The 23,611-nt window shown below is 75.0% G+C and carries 21 protein-coding genes; 5 read left to right on the forward strand and 16 right to left on the reverse strand.

From position 1 onward, the window contains the following. Positions 1–55: 55 nt before the first annotated feature. Together GA0070558_RS08360 and GA0070558_RS08365 are read left to right on the forward strand one after the other, a co-directional pair. Complete coding sequence (locus GA0070558_RS08360) at positions 56–535, forward strand: type III secretion system chaperone family protein (RefSeq protein WP_043962436.1); 480 nt, start codon at positions 56–58, stop codon at positions 533–535. After that, on the forward strand, positions 532–2,343 hold the full coding sequence (locus GA0070558_RS08365) for a type III secretion system chaperone family protein (RefSeq protein WP_256091819.1): 1,812 nt from the start codon (positions 532–534) through the stop codon (positions 2,341–2,343). Before GA0070558_RS08360 ends, GA0070558_RS08365 begins: the two co-directional genes overlap by 4 nt. A 66-nt stretch (positions 2,344–2,409) precedes the next feature. Here GA0070558_RS08365 and GA0070558_RS08370 read toward each other — a convergent pair whose 3' ends face one another. From GA0070558_RS08370 to GA0070558_RS08395, 6 genes are all read right to left on the reverse strand, one after another. Beyond that, positions 2,410–3,621 carry a S1 family peptidase gene (locus tag GA0070558_RS08370; RefSeq protein WP_091277414.1) on the reverse strand — a complete coding sequence of 404 codons (1,212 nt, stop codon included), beginning with the start codon at positions 3,619–3,621 and terminating at the stop codon, positions 2,410–2,412. Positions 3,622–3,842: 221 nt separating this feature from the next. Continuing rightward, positions 3,843–5,531 (reverse strand): ribonuclease J, encoded by a 1,689-nt coding sequence (locus GA0070558_RS08375; protein ID WP_077936717.1) that lies wholly within the window; start codon positions 5,529–5,531, stop codon positions 3,843–3,845. Between the two features lie 57 nt (positions 5,532–5,588). Then, complete coding sequence (gene dapA, locus GA0070558_RS08380; RefSeq protein ID WP_043962432.1) at positions 5,589–6,512, reverse strand: 4-hydroxy-tetrahydrodipicolinate synthase; 924 nt, start codon at positions 6,510–6,512, stop codon at positions 5,589–5,591. A gap of 46 nt (positions 6,513–6,558) precedes the next feature. Beyond that, positions 6,559–7,302 carry an FAD-dependent thymidylate synthase gene (gene thyX, locus GA0070558_RS08385; protein WP_043964186.1) on the reverse strand — a complete coding sequence of 248 codons (744 nt, stop codon included), beginning with the start codon at positions 7,300–7,302 and terminating at the stop codon, positions 6,559–6,561. A gap of 403 nt (positions 7,303–7,705) precedes the next feature. Further along, a complete protein-coding gene (locus GA0070558_RS08390) occupies positions 7,706–8,278 on the reverse strand; it encodes a DUF2752 domain-containing protein (RefSeq protein WP_091277416.1) in 573 nt (190 codons plus the stop codon). Next, positions 8,275–9,504: a winged helix-turn-helix domain-containing protein gene (locus GA0070558_RS08395; RefSeq protein ID WP_091277418.1), complete on the reverse strand. Its 1,230-nt coding sequence runs from the start codon at positions 9,502–9,504 to the stop codon at positions 8,275–8,277. Before GA0070558_RS08395 ends, GA0070558_RS08390 begins: the two co-directional genes overlap by 4 nt. A 79-nt stretch (positions 9,505–9,583) precedes the next feature. Here GA0070558_RS08395 and GA0070558_RS08400 point away from each other — a divergent pair, with 79 nt between their 5' ends. Next, on the forward strand, positions 9,584–10,135 hold the full coding sequence (locus GA0070558_RS08400) for a GNAT family N-acetyltransferase (protein WP_091277420.1): 552 nt from the start codon (positions 9,584–9,586) through the stop codon (positions 10,133–10,135). Here the strand turns inward: GA0070558_RS08400 and GA0070558_RS08405 are convergent. Further along, positions 10,057–11,301, reverse strand: coding sequence for a glycosyltransferase family 87 protein (locus GA0070558_RS08405; RefSeq protein ID WP_091277421.1), 1,245 nt, complete (start codon positions 11,299–11,301; stop codon positions 10,057–10,059). The genes GA0070558_RS08400 and GA0070558_RS08405 overlap by 79 nt on opposite strands. 35 nt (positions 11,302–11,336) lie before the next feature. Here GA0070558_RS08405 and GA0070558_RS08410 point away from each other — a divergent pair, with 35 nt between their 5' ends. Together GA0070558_RS08410 and GA0070558_RS08415 are read left to right on the forward strand one after the other, a co-directional pair. After that, entirely contained in the window at positions 11,337–11,933 is a 597-nt protein-coding gene (locus GA0070558_RS08410) for a GNAT family N-acetyltransferase (protein WP_077936712.1), read from the forward strand. A gap of 68 nt (positions 11,934–12,001) precedes the next feature. Then, positions 12,002–13,063: a sigma-70 family RNA polymerase sigma factor gene (locus GA0070558_RS08415; protein WP_256091820.1), complete on the forward strand. Its 1,062-nt coding sequence runs from the start codon at positions 12,002–12,004 to the stop codon at positions 13,061–13,063. Positions 13,064–13,081: 18 nt separating this feature from the next. On the opposite strand, the gene GA0070558_RS32760 is transcribed toward GA0070558_RS08415, so the two are convergent. The 9 genes from GA0070558_RS32760 to GA0070558_RS08460 form a co-directional block, all read right to left on the reverse strand. Beyond that, the gene (locus GA0070558_RS32760) at positions 13,082–13,225 is read right to left on the reverse strand and encodes a hypothetical protein (RefSeq protein WP_176734141.1); all 144 of its coding nucleotides are present in this window, start codon (positions 13,223–13,225) and stop codon (positions 13,082–13,084) included. 433 nt (positions 13,226–13,658) lie between these two features. Continuing rightward, positions 13,659–13,883 (reverse strand): GNAT family N-acetyltransferase, encoded by a 225-nt coding sequence (locus tag GA0070558_RS34170; RefSeq protein WP_256091822.1) that lies wholly within the window; start codon positions 13,881–13,883, stop codon positions 13,659–13,661. A gap of 331 nt (positions 13,884–14,214) precedes the next feature. Beyond that, positions 14,215–14,982, reverse strand: coding sequence for a 4-hydroxy-tetrahydrodipicolinate reductase (gene dapB / locus GA0070558_RS08430; RefSeq protein ID WP_077936719.1), 768 nt, complete (start codon positions 14,980–14,982; stop codon positions 14,215–14,217). Between the two features lie 97 nt (positions 14,983–15,079). Continuing rightward, positions 15,080–16,450, reverse strand: a complete 1,371-nt coding sequence (locus tag GA0070558_RS08435; protein WP_091277422.1) for a M16 family metallopeptidase — start codon at positions 16,448–16,450, stop codon at positions 15,080–15,082. Between the two features lie 129 nt (positions 16,451–16,579). Further along, complete coding sequence (locus tag GA0070558_RS08440; RefSeq protein WP_091277423.1) at positions 16,580–18,961, reverse strand: polyribonucleotide nucleotidyltransferase; 2,382 nt, start codon at positions 18,959–18,961, stop codon at positions 16,580–16,582. A gap of 413 nt (positions 18,962–19,374) precedes the next feature. Further along, the gene (gene rpsO / locus GA0070558_RS08445; RefSeq protein WP_043962418.1) at positions 19,375–19,644 is read right to left on the reverse strand and encodes a 30S ribosomal protein S15; all 270 of its coding nucleotides are present in this window, start codon (positions 19,642–19,644) and stop codon (positions 19,375–19,377) included. A gap of 589 nt (positions 19,645–20,233) precedes the next feature. Continuing rightward, a complete protein-coding gene (locus GA0070558_RS08450; protein ID WP_043962417.1) occupies positions 20,234–21,169 on the reverse strand; it encodes a bifunctional riboflavin kinase/FAD synthetase in 936 nt (311 codons plus the stop codon). An 84-nt stretch (positions 21,170–21,253) separates the two neighbouring features. Next, the gene (truB, locus tag GA0070558_RS08455) at positions 21,254–22,138 is read right to left on the reverse strand and encodes a tRNA pseudouridine(55) synthase TruB (protein WP_091277534.1); all 885 of its coding nucleotides are present in this window, start codon (positions 22,136–22,138) and stop codon (positions 21,254–21,256) included. A 116-nt stretch (positions 22,139–22,254) separates the two neighbouring features. Further along, positions 22,255–23,583, reverse strand: a complete 1,329-nt coding sequence (locus GA0070558_RS08460) for an MATE family efflux transporter (RefSeq protein ID WP_091277424.1) — start codon at positions 23,581–23,583, stop codon at positions 22,255–22,257. Between the last annotated feature and the right edge of the window lie 28 nt (positions 23,584–23,611).

Consider the following 23,611-nt stretch of genomic DNA (forward strand, 5'->3'; position numbering starts at 1 on the left):
GTCGCAGCACGGGCGACGCCGCCTGTTGTGTTATTCGCCTCAGAAGGGATGCCCGATGGCGTCGCCCGAGATCGAGGACGGCCCGGACGGCCCCCTGGCCGGGCACCCCGGGGCGTTGCGGCCGCTGACCGACGAGCTGATCGCGGCCGTGCTGCGCCGTCGGGGGTACGCGGTGGCGGCGGATCCGGCGGGCCGGCTGCTCGGCCGGTGGGATGACGCGCTCGTCTGGTTCCTGCGGATGGGGGCGGGCGGCGAGATCCTCCAGGTGCGCACGATAGCCGCGCCGACCTTCCCGATCGAGTACGTGCCGACCCTGCACGCCTTCTGCAACTCGTGGAACCACGACCGGTACTGGCCCAAGGCGTTCGTGCACGTCGACGACGACGGGCGGGCCCTGGTCTGCGGCGAGGTGATCGCCGACTTGGAGCGCGGGGTGACCCCGCACCAGCTCGACCAGTTGCTCGACTGTGGCATCTCGACCGGCTGTCAGCTCGCCGCCGCCGTCGGGCAGCTCGCGGGCGGGGCGCGGCCGTGACCGGGCAGCCGCGCCGGTGGGCCGACCGGCTGGCCGCCGCCGGGGACCTGCCCGACGGGGAGGAACGCGCCGTCGAGCTGGACCGGATCGCGTCGGCCGCCGACGCGGCCGGCGACCTGGCCACCGGGCTGGACGCGCGGTTCGCGCTGATGGACCTGTATCTGCGGCGGGGCGAGCGGTGGCGGCTGTTCGAGCCGGTCCGCCGCTGCCGGGAGCTGCTCGACGCCGCCTCCGCGGACGCCACCGCCGAGGTCCCCACGACCGGGCCGGTCGCCGAGCGGGCCGCCGAGCTGCGCCGCTACCAGCGCTTCGCGGTCGAGGCCGCGTTCGGCACGCCCCGGGTCGGCCTGGGCCAGACCCGCGCGGCGCTGGACGGCCTGGCCCGGCCCACGCCGGGGCTGAAGGGCCTGGCCCGGCCCGCCCCGGGTGGGGCCGGCGACCCGGCGGTGAGCGATCTGGTGGCCGAGCTGCGCTGCCGCCTCGCCGACCACCTCGGCGACGAGCCGGAGGCCCGCCGCTGGTACGACCGCTGGCGCACCGCCCCCGCCGACCCGGCCGCCGGCTGTCCGGCCTGCGCCCCGTCGCGCCGCGCCGACCTGCTGGCCGGCTGGGGTGACTGGGCGGCGGCGCTGGCCGAGCTGCGCCCGATCGTCGACGGCCCGACGGCGGCGACCCCGGCCGAGACTGGCGGGGCCGAGACAGCCGGAGCTGACGGGGCCGGGACAGCCGGGGGCGGCGGGGCGTACTGCACCGACCAGCCGGAGCGGGCGCTGGCCGGGGCGCTGCTGCCGCTGCTGCGCGCCGGCGAGCCGGAGCGGGCGGGCCGGGCGCACGTCACGGCGTACCGGCGGCACCGGCGGGAGCGGACGGCGTTCGGGCAGCTCGCCGCGCACCTGCGGTTCTGCGCGCTGGGCGGGCACCTGGACCGGGGGCTGGACATCCTCGCCGAGCAGCTGCCCCGGCTGGACCGCCCGTCCGACGACCTGGCCGCGATGGAGTTCGCCGCCGCCGGGGCGCTGCTGTGCGCCCTCGCCGCCGAGGCGGGGCGGGGCGACCGGCGGATGCCCGGACCCGCCGCCCCCACCGGGCGGGGGGCCGGTCGGGCCGGCGACGACATCGACGTGGCCCGGCTCGGCGGGCTGCTCGCCGAACTGGCGACGGGGCTCGCCGGCAGCTTCGACGCCCGCAACGGCACCGGGCACCAGTCCGGCCGGATCGCGGCCCTGCTGGCCGAGCGGCCGGTCGCCGGTCCGGTGGTGCCGCTGCCCGCCGACGAGGCGGCCGACGACGGCGGAAGCGACGACGACGGCGGGAACGACGAGTTCGACGAAGACCGCGACGGCAGCGGCAAGGGCGGCAGCGGGCCAGCTGGGCGGGAGGCCGGGCGGGAACTGGCCGGGGACGAGGTGGGGGCGCTGACCGTCGCCCTGGTCACCCAGGCCCTGGACCGGCGCGGCGACGCCTGGACGATGCGCGGCCCGGCGGTGGTCGGGCGGTGGGGTCCGGCGCTGATCGAGTTCCGGCAGGCCGGCGAGCGGGGCGAGATCCTGCACGCCCGGGTGCTGGCCGTCCGACGGCTGGCGGCGGGGCGGCGCGCGGAGGCGTACGCCTTCTGCAACGCCTGGAACCACGACCGGCTGCTCCCGAAGGCGTACGCGCACGACGACGGCAGCGGGGAGCTGGTGCTGGCCGGCGACGTGACCACGGACCTGGCCCACGGGGTGGCCCCCACCCAGCTCGACGTGCTGGTCACCGCGGCTGTGGCCACCGGCGTCGCGTACGCGGAGGCGGTCGCGGCGCTGCCCTGACCGGCCCGGCTCGCCCTGACCGGCCCGCGCGGTGGTGCTGGGCCGGTCAGGGCACACGGGGCGGAATCAGCGCCGCACGCGGCGACCGCTCTGGAGGTTGTTGCCACCGTCGGCGGTGACCAGGGTCAGCCCGTTGACCTGGAGGATCTCGTTGACGGGCTGGAAGAAGGTGACCCCGCCGACGGTGCAGTCGCCCGCCCCGCCCGAGGTGACCCCCTGCGCCTGGTCACCGGAGATCCACGACCCGCCGGAGTCGCCCGGCTCGGCGCAGACGTTGGTCTGGGTCAGCCCGGTGACCGTGCCCTCCGGGTAGTTGACCGTCGCGTTCTTCGCCTGGATCACCCCGCAGAACGCCCCGGTGGTGGAGCCGGAGCGGCAGATCGACGCGCCGACGGGGGCCTCCTGCGAGCCGTTGACGGGCACCGCGCCGCCGTTGAAGTCGTTCACCACGGGCTGCGGCTGGAAGTCGCCGGTGACCCGCACGACGCCCCAGTCGTCGCGGGGGAAGGACGACGCGGCGAAGACGCCCTGCGGCGAGCCGTCGACCCCGGTGGTGCGGTCGCCGGCCTGGCCGCAGTGCCCGGCGGTGACGAAGCCGCCGACCACGGCGAAGCCGACCGAGCAGCGGGAGTTGCCGTTGATGAGGTAGGCGTCGCCGCCCTGCAGGTCGGCGAGCAGCCGGGGGGCCCGCGTCGAGCTGACCACCCGCACCGCCGACGCCGGGAGCCCGCTGGCCGCCGCGAACCGGCGACCGGCCGCCTCCTGGCCCGCCCGGGCCACCACCACGACGGAGTTGGTGGGCGCGTCGACGTACCAGCCGGTGACGGCCCGGCCGACCGCGCCGCCGGACCGGTCGAGCCGGGTCTTCATGGTGTCCAGCTCCCCCACGCCCCGGGCGACCTGCTTCGGCACCGCGCCGGCCGCGCGTACGGCGTCGGCCCGGCCGGGGTCGGCGACCGCGACGGTCAGGGTACGGCCGTCGGCGCTGAGCCAGGCGCCGCCGTAGTCCTCGCCCAGCTCGGTCCGGAGCTTGTCGACGGTGCCGGCGGCCCAGCGCTCGGTCTTCAGCCGCTGCGCCGCCTGCTCGCGGGTGAGCCGCAGGTCGCGGCTCATCGCGTCCACGACCTTCTGGTCCACCCCGGCCGGTGCGGTGGCCCGCCCGGAGTCCCCGGCCGGCGGCGCGGCACCCTCCCCGGCGAACGACGGCAGGGCCACGACCGCCGCCGCTCCCGCCGCCACCACCAGTACGCCGATGGCTGTCATCCGTCTGCGGTCCATCCGCCACGCTCCTCCCGGCCGACGCGGGTACGCCTGCCGGCACGGAGTACGGGACAAACCACCGGATGGTTGAACGATCGACCCGGAACAATTTTTCCCGTCGGCGTTGAACCCTGCGGCGGCGGTGTCCGTACCCCAGGCCGGCGGGAGAAGCGCCGACGCCGGCCCACCGCTCGGGGGTGGGCCGGCGTCGGTACGCGCGGAACGCGGCGGTGCGGGCGTCAGACCTCGACGACCGTCGGCACGATCATGGGCCGGCGGCGGTACTTGTCGTTGACCCACCGGCCGACGGTGCGCCGGACGATCTGCTGGAGCTGGTGCGGGTCGGTGATGCCGTCGGCGGCGGCCCGGTTCAGCGCCTCGGTCACCAGCGGCACGACCGGGTTGAACGCCTCCGGGTCCTCCGAGAAGCCCTTCGCCGAGACGGTGGGGCCGCCCACGACCTTGCCGGTGACCGAGTCGACCACGACGGTGGTGGCGATGAACCCGCCGTCGCCGAGGATCCGCCGCTCGGTGAGCAGGGACTCGCTGACGTCGCCCACGGCGAGGCCGTCGACGTAGACGTACCGGCTCTTGACGTGGCCGACGAGGCTGGCGCGGCCCTCGACCAGGTCGACGACGTCGCCGTCCTCGCAGAGCACCACCCGGTCCGGGGCGACCCCGGACTCGATGCCGAGGCGGGCGTGGGCCCGCAGGTGCCGCCACTCGCCGTGCACCGGCATCAGGTTGCTCGGGCGGGTCACGTTGAGCAGGTAGAGCAGCTCACCGGCGGGGGCGTGGCCGGAGACGTGGACCTTCGCCACGTCCTTGTGCACGACCACCGCGCCGGCCCGGGCCAGCCGGTTGATCACCCGGTAGACCGAGGTCTCGTTGCCGGGCACCAGCGAGGACGCCAGCACCACCGTGTCACCGGGGGCGATGGTGATGTGCCGGTGGTCGCCGCTGGCCATCCGGCCGAGCGCGCTCATCGGCTCGCCCTGCGACCCGGTGGACATCAGCACGATCTGCTCCGGCGGGAGCGCCGTCGCCTCCTCGATGCTGATCACCAGGCCGGCGGGGATGTTGAGCAGGCCGAGGTCCCGGGCGATGCCCATGTTGCGGACCATCGAGCGGCCGATCAGCGCCACCTTGCGGCCGTGCTCGACGGCCGAGTCGAAGACCTGCTGCACCCGGTGCACGTGCGAGGCGAAGGACGCGACGATGATCCGCCCCTTCGCCTTCGCGAAGATCGAGTCGAGGACCGGCCCGATCTCCCGTTCCGGGGTGACGAAGCCGGGGATCTCCGCGTTCGTGGAGTCCGACAGCAGCAGGTCGACGCCCTCCGCGCCGAGCCGGGCGAAGCCGGCCAGGTCGGTGATCCGGCCGTCCAGGGGGAGCTGGTCCATCTTGAAGTCGCCGGTGTGCAGCACCAGGCCGGCGGGGGTGCGGATGGCCACCGCGAGGGCGTCGGGGATCGAGTGGTTGACGGCGAAGAACTCGCACTCGAACGGGCCGAGCCGCTCCCGGCCGCCCTCCCGCACGGTCAGCGTGTACGGCTGGATGCGCCGCTCGGCCAGCTTCGCCTCGACCAGGGCGAGGGTGAACTGCGAGCCGACCAGCGGAATGTCCGGCTTGTGGGCGAGCAGGTACGGCACCGCGCCGATGTGGTCCTCGTGGCCGTGGGTGAGCACGATCGCCTGCACGTCGGCGAGCCGGTCCAGGATCGGCCCGAAGTCGGGCAGGATCAGGTCCACGCCCGGTTGCTCGACGTCGGGGAAGAGCACCCCGCAGTCGACGATGAGCAGCTTGCCGTCGTACTCGAAGACGGTCATGTTCCGACCGATGGCGCCGAGCCCGCCGAGCGGGATGATCCGCAGGCCGCCCTCCGGCAGCGGCGGGGGCAGTTCGCCCTCGTTGTGCGCCTCGGTCACGCGTCCACCTCATTCTGCGACGCCGTCGCCCGGCGTCCGTCGTGTCGTTCGGTCATCTCAGGGGAGCTCCAGACCCGCCGCCGCGCAGTCCGCGCGCAGCTGGGCGATCTCGTCGGGGGTGGCGTCCACCAGCGGGGGCCGCACCGGGCCGGCCGGCAGGCCCAGGGCCGCCAGGCCCGCCTTGACCAGGATCGTGCCCTGGGTGCGGAAGACGCCGGTGAACAGGGGCAGCAGCCGCCGGTGCAGGGCGAGCGCGGTGCCGGGGTCGCCCGCGTCGTACGCCTCGATCATCCGCTGGGTGAGCGCACCGGTGAAGTGGGTCGAGGTGCCGACGACCCCGACGCAGCCGACCGCCAGCGCGGGCAGGACGAGGGAGTCCTCCCCGCTGTAGAAGGCCAGGTCGGTGCGGCTGGTCACCCACGAGGTCGCGGTGAGGTCACCCTTGGCGTCCTTGACCGCGACGATGCGGTCGTGCTCGGCGAGCCGGACCAGGGTCTCGGTCTCGATCGGCACCCCGGAGCGGTGCGGGATGTCGTAGAGCATGATCGGCAGCCCGGTGGCGTCCGCGACGGCGGTGAAGTGCCGGACCAGCCCGCTCTGCGGCGGCTTGTTGTAGTACGGGGTCACCACCAGCAGGCCGTGCGCGCCGGCCTTCTCGGCCGACGCGGCCAGCTCGATGGTGTGCCGGGTGTCGTTGGTGCCGACCCCGGCGACCACCCTCGCCCGGTCGCCGATCGCCTCCACCACGGCCCGGATCAGGCGTTCCTTCTCCGCGTCCGTGGTGGTGGGCGACTCGCCGGTGGTGCCGTTGAGCACGAGCGCGTCGTTGCCCTGCTCGTCGACGAGGTGGTTCGCGAGGCGTACGGCGCCGTCGAGGTCCAGGGAACCGTCGGAGGTGAACGGGGTCACCATGGCCGTGAGCACTCGGCCGAACGGGCGGGACACCGCCCGGTCGGCGGCAACAGGGTGGTCGTGCGTCATGCTCACAACCTAGCGGACGACCACCGGCGGGCCGGTGGGGAAGGGTTCAGGACAGCTCGGCGAGCGGGCTGGCCGCCACCTCCGTGCCGTCGGGCAGCGTGGAGATGACGAAGTCGGCGAACACGTTCGGGGCGACCCGCTGGAGCTGACGCAGGCACTCCACGGCCAGCTCGCGGATCTCCACGTCGGCGTGCTCGGTGGCCCGCATCGCGACGAAGTGTCGCCAGGCCCGGTAGTTGCCGGTGACCACGATCCGCGTCTCGGTGGCGTTGGGCAGCACCGCGCGGGCCGCCTGCCGGGCCTGCTTGCGGCGCAGCGTCGGGTTGGGCTCGTCGGAGAAGCGCTGCTCCAGGCCCTCCAGCAGCTCCGTGTACGCCCGCACGCTCGCCTCGGCGGCCTCGACGAACCGCTTGTGCAGCTCCGGGTCGTCGGCGATCACCGCCGGCTCGACCATCGCGGCGTCGCGCTCGGGGACGTACCGCTGGGAGAGCTGGGAGTAGGAGAAGTGCCGGTGCCGGATCAGCTCGTGGGTGAACGAGCGGGACACCCCGGTGAAGTAGAAGCTCACCGAGCCGTGCTCCAGCACCGACAGGTGCCCCACCTCGAGGATGTGCGCCAGGTAGCCGGCGTTGGTGGCGGTGGCCGGGTTCGGCTTGGACCAGCTCTGGTAGCAGGCCCGGCCGGCGAACTCGGCGAGCGCCTGGCCGCCCTCGGCGTCGGTCGACCACGGCACGTCGTCCGGGGCCTGGAACTGGGTCCACGCGACGAGCTTGACCTGGGGCTGCACCATCTCCGGCATGCCAGGGACTGTAGTGGCCCGCCGGCCGGCCGCCCAAGTCGGGCGCGCCCGGTGCAACGGCGGTCACCCGCCGGCCCGGCGCGTCGCCCGCCGGAAGGGACCGTCCCGGTTTCCCGCCTAGGGAGCTGAGTCATTTACGACATCAGGGTGGGGTCGGGTCGGGGACGAGGCCGGGTCGGGTCCGGGCCGCAGCGGGTCGCGGCCAGGGCCGGGTCACGGCCAGGGCCGCGGCAGCCCGTGGGCGGCGGTGATGTCGTAAACGACTCAGCTCGCTATGGCCCGCAGGCTCCGCATCCGATCGCGCAGGCGTGCGCCAAGCTGCCCGCCCGGGCCAGACACAGGCCGGGCCAGACACAGGCCAGGTCAGACGCGGCCCGGCCAGGCAGGGCCCAGGTCAGACGTAGAGGGAGGTGAAGGGGGCCCAGGGCAGGTTGCGGGCCACCGAGAAGACCAGCCACAGGGCCAGGAAGCCGCCGATCACCTTCGAGCTGACCTGGGGCTGCGGCAGCCGCCAGCCGAACGCCTGCCGGCCCGCCCAGGCGACGAACAGGTAGGTCAGGAAGGGCAGCGCGAAGACGAAGAGGAAGTGGTGCCGGGCGGCGGCCGGCAGGTCGCCGTGCAGCACGTACCACAGCGCGCGGGTGCCGCCGCAGCCCGGACAGTCCAGCCCGGTGGTGAGCTTCAGCAGGCAGCTGGGGGCGGCGTCGGGCGCGGCCCGGGTCGGGTCGCTGAGCAGCGCGTACGCCATGCCGAGGCCGACGCAGCCGAGCGCGGCCAGGGGGGCCGCCCAGCGCGGCGACCGGGCGTGCACCCGCATCACGAGGCGGGTCAGCCGGTCGGGCTCCGCCACCGGGTACGCCCCCGGCGGCCACTCCCCCGACGCGGGCGCGGGCGCCTGCGCGTCAGGGTGCGGGTGCGGGTGCGGGTGCGGGGCCGCCGGGCCGTCGACGCTCGTCACGTCGCTCACGGTACACCGGCCACGCTCCTCAGCGCGGCGGCCAGCGGAACGGCGAGGTCACCGGCGGCGGGCGGGGCTACCGCGCTGAGGCCCAGCCAGCCGGCCAGGCGGTGCAGCTCGGCGGCCAGGGCCACCGCCGTCTCCCCCGCATCGACGCCCGGCTCGGCCCAGGCGGCCGGCACCAGCAGCACGCCGGCCTTGCGGTCGGCCTTGAGGTCGACCCGGGCGGTGAACCGCTCCCCCTGCAGGAACGGCAGCACGTAGTAGCCGTGGACCCGCTGCGGGGCCGGGACGTAGATCTCGATGCGGTAGGCGAAGCCGAACAGCCGCTCGGTGCGGCCCCGCTCCCACACCAGCGGGTCGAACGGGCTGACCAGGGTGTTGCCCCGCACCCAGCGGGGCAGCCGGGCGGTGGCGTGCAGGTAGGCCGGGTGCCGCCAGCCCTCGACCGTGACCGGGGTCAGCTCGCCCGCCTCGACCAGCTCGGCGAGGGCCTGCCGGGCCCCGGCGACGGGCAGCCGGAAGTAGTCGCGCAGCTCCGGCTCGGCGGCCACGCCGAGCGATCGGGCGGCGATCGCGACGAGGGCGCGGTGCGCCTCGGCGTCGGTCGGGGTGGGCGCGTCCAGCGCGGCGGCCGGCAGCACCCGCTCGGGCAGGTCGTAGCGGCGGGCGAACGAGGGGGTGCGGTCGGCGGCGGTGACCTCGCCGGCCCAGAAGAGGAACTCCAGCGCCCGCTTCACGGTCGACCAGTTCCAGCCCCAGTTGCCGGTCTCCCGGGGCGCGTCGTGCTCGATCTCGGCGGCGGTGAGCGGGCCCCGGGCGGCGACCTCGTCGCGCACCCACGCCACCAGCTCGGGCTGCTCCTGCGCGATGCGGCGCATGCCGCCCCACGCCTCGTCGCGGGCCTTGGCCATCCGCCAGCGCAGCGCCGCGTGCAGCCCGACGGGGACCAGCGACGCCTCGTGCCCCCAGTATTCGAACAGCTCGCGGGGGCGGCGGTAGGCGGCGGCGTCGAGAAGGGTCGTCGGGTAGGGCCCGAGCCGGCTGTAGAGCGGCAGGTAGTGCGCGCGTTGCAGCACGTTGACCGAGTCCATCTGGATCAGGCCGACCCGGTCGAGCACCCGGCGCAGGTGCCGGCGGGTGGGCACGCCGACCGGCGGCGGGTCGGCGAAGCCCTGGGCGGCCAGGGCCACCCTGCGGGCCTGGGCGAGCGAGAGCGATTCCGGTGCGGTCATCGTCGGGCACCCTAATCCAGGGGTACGACACCGGTGCGGCTGGCTGGACGTCACGGCCACCGGGGCATACAACGGACGCATGCTGATCATCCGCACCGAGGAGCCGGACGACGCCGAGGCGGTAGCCCGGGTGCACGTGCACGGTTGGCAGGACGGCTACGCCGAGATCATGCCGGCGGAGGTGCTGGCCCGGCTCAACGTGGCGGCCTGGGCGCAGCGCCGCCGGGACCTGGGCACGGCCGACCCGGAGCACCCGTTCACCACGCTGCTCGCCGAGCGCGACGGCGCGGTCATCGGGTTCACCACGTTCGGCCCGTACCGCAACCGGCAGGACCGGGCCGACCTCGACCACACGCTCGGCGAGGTCGTCGCCATGTACGTCGAGAAGGCGCACTGGGGCGACGGGACGGCCGGGCGGCTGCTGGCGGCGGCGAAGCAGCGGCTGGCCGGGCGGGGCTGGACGGCGTACCGGCTGTGGGTGTTGCGGGACAACCGGCGCGCCCGGCGCTTCTACGAGCGGTCCGGGCTGTCGCCGGACGGCGAGCGGACCACCTACCCGGTGCCGCTGGCCGGCGGGGCGCCCCCGCTCGGGCTGGTCGAGCTGAGGTACGCGGGGCTGCTCGACGGCTGATCCGCCGGGCGGCGCACGGGCAGGAACAGCAGCAGGGCGAGGCTGATCCAGACGTAGGTGTTGCTGCCGAGGAAGCCGTCGATGCCGGTGAAGTCCTTCTCCCAGGCCCAGACGATGCGGCTGCACAGCAGGGCGTACCCGATGATCGCGGCGGCCAGCAGGACGCGGCGCCGGCGGCTGCGCGCGGGCGCCGCGGTGCCGTTGTCGACCAGCAGGATCAGCCCCGGCAGCAGCCAGACCAGGTGGTGCACCCAGGTCACGGGGCTGACCAGGCACATCAGCGCGCCGGTCAGGGCCAGGCCGGTGGCCTCGTCGCCGGCCCGGACGGCGGCCCGCGAGCGCCACGCCCAGACGGCGAGGGTGGCGAGGACCAGCGCCAGCCAGGCCACGGTGCTGGGGTGTTCGGGGTTGAGCCGGGCGACCACGCCCTGCAGCGACTGGTTCGACACGAACGCCAGCTCGCCGACGCGGCCGGTGTTCCACAGCGCGGAGGTCCAGAACTCGCGGGACGCGTCGGGGAAGAGCGCGGCGGCGACGAGGGTCGCCCCGGCGGCCGTGCCGGCGGCGGTCAGGGCGGCCCGCCAGCGGCCGGTGACCAGCAGGTAGACGAGGAAGATCCCCGGGGTCAGCTTGATCGCGGTGGCCAGCCCGATGCCCACTCCCGCCCAGCGGTTGCCCGCCGGCAGCAGCCGCAGCAGGTCCACCGCGACGAGGAACAGCAGCAGCATGTTGACCTGGCCGAAGTTGACCGTCTCGCGCATCGGCTCGAACGCGGCGGCCAGGCAGAGCGCCACGGCGAGGGCGAACCAGCCGGTCCAGCCGCAGCGGCGGGCGACCGGGGCGAGCAGCCACCAGATCAGCACGGCGCTGGTAACCACGGACGCGGTCACGCTCACCGCGATCGCGGCGGGCCACGGCAGGAGGGCCATCGGCAGCATGACCAGAGCGGCGAACGGCGGGTAGGTGAAGCCGTACTGGGTGCCGGGCTTGAGGAAGTCGTAGATCTCCCCGCCGTCGTGCACCCAGAAGTGGAGCGCGCCGTAGTAGACCTTCAGGTCGAAGAAGCCGTGCCGCACGGCCGCCATGGACAGGAACGCGGTCACCGCGACGGCGAGCCCGACCACCGCGGCGACCTGCCCGATCGTCCGTTTGGCACCCTGCGCCACCGTGGCCTCCCTCGCCCTGCGTAGGCTTCCGTCCCATGGCTCTCGGGTACGTCCGCCCGGCGCGTCCGGAAGACGCCGGCGAGATCGCACGCATCCAGCTCGCGACCTGGCGGGTCGCGTATCGCCGGATCCTGCCCCGGCACGTGCTCGACAACCTGGACGAGGAGTATCTCGCCAGGCGGTGGAGCGCGGCGGTGCAGGAGCCGCCCTCGGGCGCGCACCGGGTGCTCGTCGCCGTCGAACAGGCCGAACAATCGTATCTGGTGGGATTTGCCGCGTCCGGGCCGGCCGACGCCGAGTCCCTCGCCCCGAACGAGCCGGCCGAGGCGCTCGGGTCCGGCGTGGTGGCGGTAACGGACCTGCTGGTCGAGCCGCGCTGGGGGCGGCGCGGGCACGGCAGCCGGCTGCTGGCCGCGAGCGTGGACCTGTGGCGCTCCGACGGCTTCGACCGGGCGGTGGCGTGGGCGTTCGACGCCGACGCGGCGACCCGGAAGTTCCTCACCGGCGCGGGCTGGGAGCCCGACGGCGCGGCCCGCGCCCTCGACGTGGACGACATGCTGGTCAACCAGCTCCGGCTGCACGTGGCGGTGCCCGCCGAGGGCGCGGCGGAGGGCGACGCCGCCGCCGGCTGACCACGCGGTCTGCCTGCCGGCGCGTCGGGGTTGCCGGGAATGTCGGTGGTGCCGCCTACGGTGGCGGGATGAGCGTGTCGACGAGTCGTGCCCGCGCGACGCCGGCCCCAGCCCCTGCGCCGGCCGGGCCGCAGGAGCACCCGCCGTCGGAGCAGCACCCGCCGTCGGAGCAGCACCCGCCGTCGGAGCAGCACCTGGAGAGGCACCGGGTGGAGCTCACCGGCTACTGCTACCGGATGCTCGGCTCGGCCTTCGACGCGGAGGACGCCGTCCAGGAGACGCTGCTGCGCGCCTGGCGGGGGCTGGCCGCCTTCGACGGCCGGTCCAGCGTCCGCACCTGGGTCTACCGGATCGCCACCAACGTGTGCCTCGACCTGCTGCGCGGCCGGTCCCGCCGGGCGGTCCCGACCGACCTTGCCGGGCCGTCGGCGCCGGTGCTGTCGGCGCTGGGCGAGCCCCGGCCCGCCGGGGAGTGGGTCGGGCCGGCCCCCGACGCCCGGGTGCTGCCCGTTGGCGAGGATCCGGCGGAGGTGGCGGTGGCCCGGGAGTCGGTGCGGCTGGCCTTCGTCGCCACGTTGCAGCACCTGCCGCCCCGGCAGCGGGCGGTGCTGATCCTGCGCGACGTGCTGCGCTGGCGGGCCGACGAGGTCGCCGGCCTGCTCGACACCAGCGTGGCGGCGGTCAACAGCGCGTTGCAGCGGGCCCGCGCGACGCTGGCCGCCCGGGGCGTCGACGCCGACCCGCCGGCCGCCGCCCTCGACGCCGCGCACCGCGAGCTGCTCGACCGCTACGTGCGCGCCTTCGAGCGGTACGACATCGACGCGCTGGTCGCGCTGCTGCGGGCGGACGCCGTGCAGACCATGCCGCCCTACCGGCTCTGGCTGCGCGGCGCGGGTGACATCGGGCGTTGGATGACCGGCCCGGGGGCCGGCTGCGCGGGCTCCCGGCTGGTCCCGGTGGCGGTCAACGGCGGCCCGGGGTTCGCGCAATACCGGCGGGACCCGGCGGGCGGTCACCGGCCGTTCTCGATCCAGCTGGTCGGCTGCTCCGGCCGCCGGGTCGCCCGGCTCAACTACTTCCTCGACCCGGCCCTGTTCCCGCTGTTCGGGCTGCCGGACCGGCTGCCCTGAGCCGGCCCGGCAGCCCGGTCAGCCCTTGTCCGCGCCGTCGTTGGCGTCCCGCACGAAATACCGCTGGAAGACCACGAACAGCACCGCGACCGGAATAGTGGCCAGCAGCGCCGAGCTTGAGCGGATACTGGGTGCCCTTGGTTCGATCTGGACCCACGACACGGCGATCGTGCTCGCCGGGCTGGCCCGGGGCGGCTACCGCACGGCGGCGCTCGGCCTGGCCGACGGGCTGCTCGCCGCCGCCGAGGCGTTCGACCACCGGCTGCCCGAGCTGTACGGCGGCGACGACCGGGAGCTGCTCGGGCGGCCCGTGCCGTATCCGGCGGCGTGCCGGCCGCAGGCGTGGTCCGCCGCGTCGGCGGTGCTGCTGCTCCAGGCCGGCGTCGGGCTCTACCCCGACGTGCCGGCCGGCCGGGTGCGCCTGGCCCCGCTCGCCGGCCCGGGGCTCGGCGCCCTCGCCGCGCGCAACCTGCGCGTCGCGGGCGCCCGCGTCGACGTCACGGTCACCGCCGCCGGCGAGGCCACCGTCGACCGCCTCCCGTCGGCCCTGACCGCCACCCCGGTCCCCGCCCCCGCTCCGCCACCGAGGCGGGCGTCAGGGGGTCGGCGGGGTGACCAGCTCGGCGACCACCTCGTCGTCCTCCCACTCGCCGGTCGGCGCGAAGCCCAGGCGGGGATAGAGGGTGGCCGCGGCCGGGTTGTCGGGGTGGTACGACAGGCGCACGGCGGCGCAGCCGGGCTGGGCGCGCAGCCACGTCGCCAGGGTCGCCACCGTGGCCGCCCCGGCCCCCCGGCCCTGCTCGGCGGCGTCGACGACCATCCCGCCGATCCAGCGGGCGCCGTCGTCGTCGACGCCCACATGACGTGCCCGACGACGGTGTCGTCGGCGTAGACGGCCAGGGAGGTCCACACGTCGCCGCGCAGGCTGGTCAGCAGGTAACGGGCCGCCATCGGGTAGACCCAGGCGCGCTGGTCGTCGCGGGGCGCGACGTCGGCGACGGCCCGCCAGTTGTCGTCGTCGACCGGACGCAGGGTGACGTGCCGGCCGGCGCGGTCGCGGAGCTTCGAGTCGATCACCCGGGCAGCCTAGGTGCGGCGCGGCCGGCCGGCGACCGCTTTCCCCGCCGCGCCGGCCCGGTGGTCGCGGCCCGTCAGTCGAGCAGCGGGTCCAGGCCGATGGTCAGGCCCGGGCGGGTACGCACCGCGCGCACCGCCAGCAGCACGCCCGGCATGAACGACACCCGGTCGTACGAGTCGTGCCGGATGGTCAGCGTCTCGCCGGCCGTGCCGAACAGCACTTCCTGGTGGGCGACCAGGCCGGTGGCGCGGACGGCGTGCACGCGTACCCCGTCGATGTCGGCCCCCCGCGCGCCCGGCACCTCGTCCTTCGTGGCGTCCGGGGCGGGGCCCAGACCGGCCTCGGCGCGGGCCTGCGCGATCCGGCGGGCGGTGTGGGTGGCGGTGCCGCTGGGGGCGTCCAGCTTGCGCGGGTGGTGCTGCTCGATGATCTCGACGGACTCGAAGTGGCGGGCCGCCCGCTCCGCGAACTGCATCATCAGCACCGCGCCGATGCCGAAGTTGGGGGCGATCACCGCGCCCACCTCCGGCCGGGCGGCCAGCCAGTCGCGCACCTGGTCGAGCCGCCGCCCGGTGAAGCCGGTGGTGCCGACCACGGCGTGGATGCCCGCCTCGACGCACCAGCGCAGGTTGTCCATCACGACGTCGGGGGTGGTGAAGTCGACTGCCACCTCGGCACCGGCGGCGGCGGACCGGTCGTCGCCCTGGTCGAGCGCCGCCACCAGCTCCATGTCGGCGGCCGCCTCGACGGCCCGGCACACCTCGACGCCCATCCGGCCCCGGGCACCCAGCACGGCGACCCGGATCGGCCCCTGCGGGCCCTTCCCCTGCTCGTCAGTCACGGCCACAACCTATCCCAGCCGCACCGGCCACACCGGGCCGGTCGCCGGCCGTCCCACGGGCGGACGGCGACGCCGCCGCGACGGGCCGGGCTGCCGGTCAGGCGGAGAAGTCGCGCTCGCCGAACGGGCCGACGACGGCCAGGGACATCGGCTGGGCCAGCAACTCGGCGGCGAGGGTGTTCACATCGGCCGCGGTCACCGCGTCGACGCGCGCCAGCAGCTCGTCCACCGGCATCAGGTCGCCGTAGAGCAGTTCGCCCTTGGCCAGCCGGCTCATCCGGGAGCCGGTGTCCTCCAGGCCCAGCACGAACGAGCCCTTGCTCATCCCCTTGCCCCGGGCAACCTCGACCTCCGTCAGCCCGTCCGCGGCCACCCGGCGCAGCTCCGCCCGGGTCAGCTCCAGCACCTCGTCGACCTTGCCGGGGGCGCAGCCGGCATACACGGCGAACACGCCGCTGTCGGCGTACTGGCTGGCGTAGGAGTAGACCGAGTACGCCAGGCCGCGCCGCTCCCGGATCTCCTGGAACAGGCGGCTGGACATGCCGCCACCGAGGACGTTGTTGAGCACCCCGAGGGCGAAGCGCCGCCCGTCGACGCGGTCGATGCCGGGGCAGCCGAGGATGACGTGCGCCTGCTCGGTCTCCTTCGGCTCGACCAGGGTGGCCGCGGGCTGCACGCGTACCGCCGGGGTGGCCGACCGGTGCGGGGCCGGCGCCGCCGGGCCGGTGTCCAGCGGGGTGCCGGCGAGCGCCTCGCGGACCAGCCGGACCACGACGGCGTGGTCGAGGTTGCCGGCGGCGGCGACCACGATCTGCGGCGCGGTGTAGTGGCGGCGGTAGAAGTCCTGGATCTGCCGGCGGGTCATCGGGGTGACCGTCTCCTCCGTGCCGGAGATCAGCCGGCCGAGGGGGTGGTCGCCGTAGACGGCGCGGGTGAACAGGTCGTGCACCTCGTCGCCCGGCTCGTCGTCGTGCATGGCGATCTCTTCGAGGATGACGCCGCGCTCGGTCTCCACGTCGGCCGGCTCCAGCAGCGAGTCGGCGACCGCGTCGCACATGACGTCGATGGCCAGCGGCAGGTCCTCGTCCAGCACGCGGGCGTAGTAGCAGGTGTATTCCTTCGTGGTGAAGGCGTTCGTCTCGCCGCCCACCGCCTCGATCTCGGCGGAGATCTCCAGGGCGGTGCGCTTGTGGGTGCCCTTGAAGAGCAGGTGCTCCAGGAAGTGCGCGGCACCGGCCTGCGGGCCGGTCTCGTCGCGGGAGCCGACGGACACCCAGATGCCGAACGACACGCTGCGCATCGCGGGGATCGCCTCGGTGAGCACGCGCAGCCCGCTGGGCAGCACGGTACGGCGTACCGTCCCGCCCAACGGGTCGTCGCTCAGCGTGCGGGTGACCGCGCGGGCCGACCCGCCGGCCCGCCCGGGCTGCCCCCCGGCGGCGTGCCGGACGGCCCCGGACGGGGCCACCCCCCGTCGACCCGCAGGGAAAGACGCGCGCTGGGCCCGGCTCACGGAAACCTGCTCTCAGTTCGACGAGGGGTGGGTGGTGCGGTGCCGCCCGCCGCCCGGGACGGGCGGCCGGCGGTGGTGGGAACGTCAGCTGTGCCGGGTCCGGCGGCGCGGACGCTCGCCGCCCTCGCCACCCTCGCCGCCGCCCTGGCCGCGCTCGCCGCCGCCCGGGCCACGACCGCCCCGGTCGCCGCGCTCGCGGTCCCCACGGTCACGCGGGCCCCGGTCGCCGCCCCGGCCGGCCGGACGCTCGTCGCCGGCGACCTCGCCGGTGGCGGCCGGCGCCTCGGCGCCCTCCGGGCGGACCTTGTCCAGGTAGATCTTGCCGCGGGCGTCGATGTCCGCGATCTCCACCTCGACCTTGTCGCCGACGTTGAGGAAGTCCTCGACCTTGTCGACCCGCTTGCCGTCGCCCACCTTGGAGATGTGCAGCAGGCCGTCGCGGCCCGGCAGCAGCGAGATGAACGCGCCGAACGCGGCGGTCTTGACCACCGTGCCCAGGAACCGCTCCCCCGCCTTCGGCAGGGTCGGGTTGGCGATCCCGTTGATCCGGTCGACGGCGGCCTGGGCCGACGGGCCGTTGGTCGCGCCGACGTAGATGGTGCCGTCGTCCTCGATGGAGATCTCGGCGCCGGTCTCGTCCTGGATGGCGTTGATCGTCTGGCCCTTCGGGCCGATCACCATGCCGATCTTGTCGACCGGGATCTTGACGGTGGTGACCCGCGGCGCGTACTCCGACATCTCGGCCGGCGCCTCGATGGCCCGCTGCATCACCTCGAGGATGGTCTGCCGGGCCTCGTACGCCTGCTGCAGCGCGGCGGCCAGCACGTCCGACGGGATGCCGTCGAGCTTGGTGTCGAGCTGGAGGGCGGTGACGAACTCCGGCGTGCCGGCGACCTTGAAGTCCATGTCGCCGAACGCGTCCTCGGCACCGAGGATGTCGGTCAGCGTCACGTACCGCGTCTTGCCCTCGACCTCGTCGGAGATGAGGCCCATGGCGATGCCGGCCACCGGCGCCTTCAGCGGCACACCGGCCGAGAGCAGGCCCAGCGTCGAGGCGCAGACCGAGCCCATCGAGGTGGAGCCGTTGGAGCCGAGCGCCTCCGAGACCTGCCGGATGGCGTACGGGAACTCCTCGCGCGAGGGCAGCACCGGGATCAGCGCCCGCTCGGCGAGCGCGCCGTGGCCGATCTCGCGCCGCTTCGGCGAGCCGACCCGGCCGGTCTCACCGGTCGAGTACGGCGGGAAGTTGTAGTTGTGCATGTAACGCTTGCGGTTCTCCGGCGAGAGGGTGTCCACCATCTGCTCCATGCGCAGCATGTTGAGGGTGGTCACGCCCAGGATCTGGGTCTCGCCGCGCTCGAACAGCGCCGAGCCGTGCACGCGGGGCAGGACGCCGACCTCGGCGGTCAGCGGGCGGATGTCGCGCGGGCCCCGGCCGTCGATCCGGACCTGCTCGCGCAGCACCCGGTTGCGGACCTCGGACTTGGTCAGCGACCGGAACGCGGCGGACAGCTCCTTCTCCCGGCCCTCGAAACGGCCGCCCAGCTCCTCGGCGACCTTGGCCTTGATCCGGTCCAGGGCCTCCTCGCGGTCGGCCTTGCCGGCGGTCTTGAGGGCCTCGGCCACCTCGGCGCGGGCCACGTCGGCCACCGCGTCGTAGACGTCGGGCTGGTAGTCGAGGAAGACCGGGAACTCGGCGACCGGCTTGGCGGCCACCTCGGCCAGCTCGCTCTGCGCGCGGCACAGCTCGCGGATGGCCGGCTTCGCGGCCTCCAGGCCGCTGGCGACGACCTCCTCGGTCGGCGCGGTGGCGCCGCCCGCGATCAGGGTCACGGCGTGCGGGGTCGCCTCGGCCTCGACCATCATGATCGCGACCTCGCCGTCGGCGAGGGTGCGGCCGGCCACGACCATGTCGAAGGTGGCCCGGGCCAGCTCCTCCAGGGTCGGGAAGGCCACCCACTGGCCGTCGACGTGCGCGACCCGGGTCGCGCCGATCGGGCCGGAGAACGGCAGGCCGGAGAGCTTGGTCGACATCGACGCGGCGTTGATCGCGACCACGTCGTACGGGTGCTGCGGGTCGAGCGCGAGGACGGTCTCGACGACCTGGACCTCGTTGCGCAGGCCCTTGACGAACGACGGGCGCAGCGGCCGGTCGATCAGCCGGCAGGTGAGGATCGCGTCCTCGCTGGGCCGGCCCTCACGGCGGAAGAACGAGCCGGGGATCCGGCCCGCCGCGTACATCCGCTCCTCGACGTCGACGGTCAGCGGGAAGAAGTCGAACTGCTCCTTCGGCTGCTTGCCGGCGGTGGTGGCGGACAGGACGACCGTCTCGCCGAGCTGGGCGACGACGGAACCGGCGGCCTGGCGGGCCAGCCGGCCGGTGGAGAAGGTGATCTCGCGGGTGCCGAAGGACCCGTTGTCGATCACGGCGGTGCGGGACTCGGTGCCGAGGTTGTGCTCGGTCATAGTGCGGTGGTGCTCCTTCGCATCGGGGGGTCCGCGACGCGGGGAGCTGCTCAGACGGCCGGTCTTCGATCGAAGCGCCCGGGGTGCCGGCGACTGCCGGGGCTCCCGGGGGCCACTACCGGAGACCGGTACGCTGACCGGCTCCCTGTCGGGTGGTCGCGCGGCCCCTGTTGTTCCTTCGTGCCCTCAAACCCTGAGGGCCGTTCTTCGTGCCCGGTTGTTCTTCGTGCCCGGTTGTTCTTCGGTGCCCTCACACCGTGAGGGCCGTTCCTTCGGTCACCGGGAGGTGGTTCCTTCCGGACCTTCCCTCCGGCCCGATGGCCTGTTCCGCCCGATCCCGGACGCCTGAACGGGCGCTCAGGTGGCGGACGCCGAACGGGGGAGCGACCCGCGCGGGCCGCTCCCCCGTGACGTCATCGGCGCAGGCCGAGCCGCTCGATGAGCGACCGGTAGCGGTTGATGTCCTTCTTCTGGACGTAGTTGAGCAGCCGACGGCGACGGCCGACCAGCAGCAGCAGCCCACGGCGGCTGTGGTGGTCGTGCTTGTGCACCTTCAGGTGCTCGGTGAGCTCGGCGATCCGCTTGGTGAGGACCGCGACCTGCACCTCCGGCGAGCCGGTGTCGCCCTCGGCGGTCGCGTACTCCGCGCGGATCTTGGCCTTGGCTTCCTGGTCGAGCGCCATGTTCTCCCTGTTTCGTGGGTTGTTCGGTGATGTCCGTCGGATCGGTCAGGGGACCGGAAACGGACCGGCTCCTCGCTCCCGCGGCGTCGTGCAGGCACGCGAGGCCCCACGTCGGTCAGCCGACGTCCCCGCCAGCCTACCAGCCCCGCGCGGAACCGCCCGCCAAGGCCGACCGGGCGGGCCCGGCGGCCGGCCTTGGTGGGCCTTGGTGGGCCTTGGTGGGCGGGCCTTGGCGGGCCCGGCGGGCGCTTCCGCCGGCCGGCGAGCCGCTCGCGCGCCACGTCGGCGAGTTGCCGGCGCGCCACGCCTGGCTGGCTTGCCCGCGAGCTGCCCCGCACGCCATGTCGGCGACATGGGGGTATCCCGGCGGCGGGAAGCCGCCATGTCGCCGACATGGCGACGGCTGCCCGCGTGCCATGGCGGCTGCCCGCGCGCCGCGGCGGCTGCCCGCGCGCCATGGCAGCGCCACACCCGCAGGCATGGCGGCGCCACACCCGCCGACATGGCGGCGCCACACCCGCCGACATGGCGGCGACCCGACCGATGGGGCACGCCGCCAACCGGCCGCTGGGCCGACCCGGCCTGACGGTCAGGCGATGCCCAGCATCCGGCGGATCCGCGCCACGTCCTGGTTCATCTGGGCGATCAGCGGCTCCACCCCGTCGAACCGCACCTGGCCGCGCACGTGCTCGGTGAAGTCCAGGGCCACCCGCTCGCCGTACAGGTCGCCGGAGAAGTCCAGCACGTGCGCCTCGACCCGCCGGTCCCGGCCGGAGAACGTCGGATTGGTCCCCACCGAGATCGCGGCGGGCATCCGCTCCCGGCCGTCCTTGCGCAGGAACCAGCCGGCGTAGACGCCGTCGGCGGGCACGGCCGCGTGCGGGTGGCAGAGCAGGTTGGCCGTCGGGAAGCCCAGTTCCCGGCCGCGCTGGTCGCCCAGGACCACGACCCCCTCCAGCCGGTGCGGACGGCCGAGCGCGGCCGCCGCCGCGGCGACGTCGCCGGCGTCGATGCGGGCCCGGATGTACGTGGACGAGAAGACGGTGTCGTCCTGGGCGACCAGCGGCGCGTCCTCGACGGCGAAGCCGAACGTCCGGCCGAGCTCCTCCAGCAGCGCCACGTCGCCGGCCGCCCGGTGCCCGAACCGGAAGTTCTGCCCCACCACCACGAGGGTGGCGTGCAGGTGCTCGACCAGGATGTCGTGCACGAACGCGTCGGCGGGCAGCCGGGAGAACTCCGGCGTGAACGGCACCACGCAGAGCACGTCCACACCCAACGCCTCGATCAGCTCGGCCTTGCGGGTCAGCTCGGTGAGCACCGCCGGGTGCGAGCCGGGGCGGACCACCTCGGCCGGATGGGGGTCGAACGTCACCACCACCGACCGCACCCCCAGCTCACGGGCGCGGGCCACGGTGTGCCCGATCGTCGCCTGGTGGCCCCTGTGCACGCCGTCGAAGACGCCGATGGTGACGACCGAACTGCCCCAGCCGTCGGGCGTGGCGTCGTACCCCCGCCACCGCTGCATGACGCTCCTCCCCTGTCGTTGCCCCTGCCGGCCTCGGCCGGTCGTACCCCGCCGGCCGGGGCCGGCGGTCACCTGTCCCCGCCGTCACGCCGGGGCGAGCACGATCTCCGCGCGCGCCCGACCGTCCCGCTCGCTGACGATAGCGATCAAAGCGCCCTCGGGGCCGAAGACGGCGTACGGCCCGGCGATCCCGACCGGGTCGAGCGGGCCGCCGTGGGAGAGCACCTTCGCCTCGTCGGCGGTGGCCTCCCGGCGCGGGAAGAACCGGTCGGCCGCCGCGTCGAGGGGCAGGTTCACCACCTCGGGGGCGCGCCGCTCCAGCTCGTCGAGGGTCGCGGCCTCGCCGAGGGCGAAACCGCCGACGGCCGTACGGCGCAGCGCGGTGAGGTGGCCGCCGACCCCGAGCGCCAGGCCCGCGTCCCGGGCCAGCGCCCGGATGTACGTGCCGGACGAGCAGGTCACGTCGATGTCCACGTCCACCACGCCGGGCGTGTCCCGGCGGACGGCCAGCACGTCGAGGCGGCTGACGGTGACCCGGCGGGCGGGCAGGTCGACGCTCTCGCCGTCGCGCACCCGCTTGTACGCCCGCTCACCGTTGATCTTGATGGCGCTCACCGCGCTCGGCACCTGGTCGATGTCGCCGGTGAGCGCGGCGAACGCCGCCCGGACCGCCTCGTCGGCGACGGCGTCGGCGGGCGTGACGGTGATCACGTCCCCCTCGGCGTCGTCGGTCACGGTGGCCTGCCCGAGCCGTACGGTGGCGGCGTAGCTCTTCCCGGCGCCGATGACGTACGTCAGCAGCCGGGTGGCCCGACCGACCCCGATCACCAGCACGCCGGTGGCCATCGGGTCGAGGGTGCCGCCGTGCCCGACCCGCCGGGTGCGCGCCAGGCGACGGATCCGCGCCACCACGTCGTGCGACGTCATGCCGCCGGGCTTGTCGACCACGATCAGACCGTCTGCGCTCACGACCGCCAAGCCTGCCAGACGGCGTCACGCCCCCCGCCACCGCACGGCACGATGCGGCGCACCCCTGGTGAGAAGGGTGCCCTTCTCTACCAAATGCGTTAACAGGGGGCCCTTCCTTACATCCCCCGCACGGCGCCGACGACCGCCCAGCCGCCGGAGCGCAGTCGCAGCAGCAGGGCCGCCAGCCGGAGCAGCACGAACAGCGTCAGGCCGGCCCAGATGCCGCCGAGACCCAGGTCGACCGCGTACGCCAGCCAGATCGCCGGCAGGAACCCGCCGAGCGCGGCGACGATCGTCAGGTTGCGCAGGTAGCGGACGTCACCCGCGCCGATCAGCACCCCGTCGAGGGCGAACACCACGCCGCCGATCGGCTGCAACGCCACCAGCCACGGCCAGGCGACCGCGGCCTGCCCGCGTACCTGGTCGTCGGAGCTGAACAGGCCGGGCACGACGCCGGCCCCGGCGGCGATGAGCACCGCGAACGCCACGCCGCAGACCGCGCCGAGCAGCGCCATCCGGCGGGCCAGGGCCCGGGCGACGGCGGCGTCGCCGGCACCGAGGGCCGCCCCGACCAGCGCCTGCGCGGCGATCGCGAGGGCGTCGAGCACCAGGGCGGTGAAGAACCACAGTTGTACGGCGATCTGGTGCCCGCCGACGGCCGCCGCCCCGAACCGGGCGGCCACGGCGGTGGCGGACAGGAAACTCGCCTGGAAGGCGACGCCCCGCACCAGCAGGTCCCGGCTGAGCACCAACTGCTGGCGGATCACCCGCAGGCGGGGCCACAGGGCCACCCGCTCGCGGGCCAGGGCGGCGGCAAACAGGCCGCCGGAGAGGGTCTGCGCCAGCGCGTTCGCCACCGCCGAGCCGGTCAACCCCCAGCCGACCGGATAGACCAGCACCACGCAGAGCACCGCGGAGAGCAGGTTGGGGCCGAGCACGAACCACAGTGGCCGGCGGGTGTCCTGCACGCCGCGCAGCCAGCCGTTGCCGGCGGCGGCGAGCAGCAGGCCGGGCGCGCCGAGCGCGGCGACCCGCAGCCACCGCGCCGCCGCGTCGGCGACCTCGCCGGGACCGGCCAGCGCCTCGGCCAGCGGGCCCGCACCGAACTGCATGCCGGCCGCGACCAGCACCCCCACCGCGAGCGCGAGCCAGGACGCCTGCACCCCCTCCGCGACGGCGGCGGAGCGGTCACCGGCGCCGAAGCGGCGGGCGGCCCGTCCGGTGATCCCGTACGCCAGGACGGTGCCCAACCAGGCAATCAGGGTCAGCACGGTGCCGGAGACGGCGAGCGCGGCCAGCGGCACCCGGCCCAGGTGGCCGATGACCGCCGTGTCGACCAGCACGTAGAGCGGCTCGGCGGCGAGCACCACGAGCGCGGGCAGGGCCAGCACGGCGATCCGGCGCGGCGAGGCGACGGCGGACGGGGCGGGGGCGGGTTGAGTCATCGACGCCGATCCTGACACGGTCCGGGTA

It is taken from the genome of Micromonospora haikouensis, from assembly GCF_900091595.1.
GTDB classification, from domain to species: domain Bacteria; phylum Actinomycetota; class Actinomycetes; order Mycobacteriales; family Micromonosporaceae; genus Micromonospora; species Micromonospora haikouensis.

Bases quoted from the DNA above. Each gene is read 5' to 3' on its own strand.
- GA0070558_RS08360 (WP_043962436.1), top strand. From the start codon at position 56: ATGGCGTCGCCCGAGATCGAGGACGGCCCGGACGGCCCCCTGGCCGGG.
- GA0070558_RS08370 (WP_091277414.1), bottom strand. From the start codon at position 3,621: ATGGACCGCAGACGGATGACAGCCATCGGCGTACTGGTGGTGGCGGCG.
- dapA (WP_043962432.1), bottom strand. From the start codon at position 6,512: ATGACGCACGACCACCCTGTTGCCGCCGACCGGGCGGTGTCCCGCCCG.
- thyX (WP_043964186.1), bottom strand. From the start codon at position 7,302: ATGGTGCAGCCCCAGGTCAAGCTCGTCGCGTGGACCCAGTTCCAGGCC.
- GA0070558_RS08395 (WP_091277418.1), bottom strand. From the start codon at position 9,504: ATGACCGCACCGGAATCGCTCTCGCTCGCCCAGGCCCGCAGGGTGGCC.
- GA0070558_RS08400 (WP_091277420.1), top strand. From the start codon at position 9,584: ATGCTGATCATCCGCACCGAGGAGCCGGACGACGCCGAGGCGGTAGCC.
- GA0070558_RS08410 (WP_077936712.1), top strand. From the start codon at position 11,337: ATGGCTCTCGGGTACGTCCGCCCGGCGCGTCCGGAAGACGCCGGCGAG.
- GA0070558_RS08415 (WP_256091820.1), top strand. From the start codon at position 12,002: ATGAGCGTGTCGACGAGTCGTGCCCGCGCGACGCCGGCCCCAGCCCCT.
- GA0070558_RS34170 (WP_256091822.1), bottom strand. From the start codon at position 13,883: ATGGTCGTCGACGCCGCCGAGCAGGGCCGGGGGGCCGGGGCGGCCACG.
- GA0070558_RS08440 (WP_091277423.1), bottom strand. From the start codon at position 18,961: ATGACCGAGCACAACCTCGGCACCGAGTCCCGCACCGCCGTGATCGAC.
- rpsO (WP_043962418.1), bottom strand. From the start codon at position 19,644: ATGGCGCTCGACCAGGAAGCCAAGGCCAAGATCCGCGCGGAGTACGCG.
- GA0070558_RS08450 (WP_043962417.1), bottom strand. From the start codon at position 21,169: ATGCAGCGGTGGCGGGGGTACGACGCCACGCCCGACGGCTGGGGCAGT.
- GA0070558_RS08460 (WP_091277424.1), bottom strand. From the start codon at position 23,583: ATGACTCAACCCGCCCCCGCCCCGTCCGCCGTCGCCTCGCCGCGCCGG.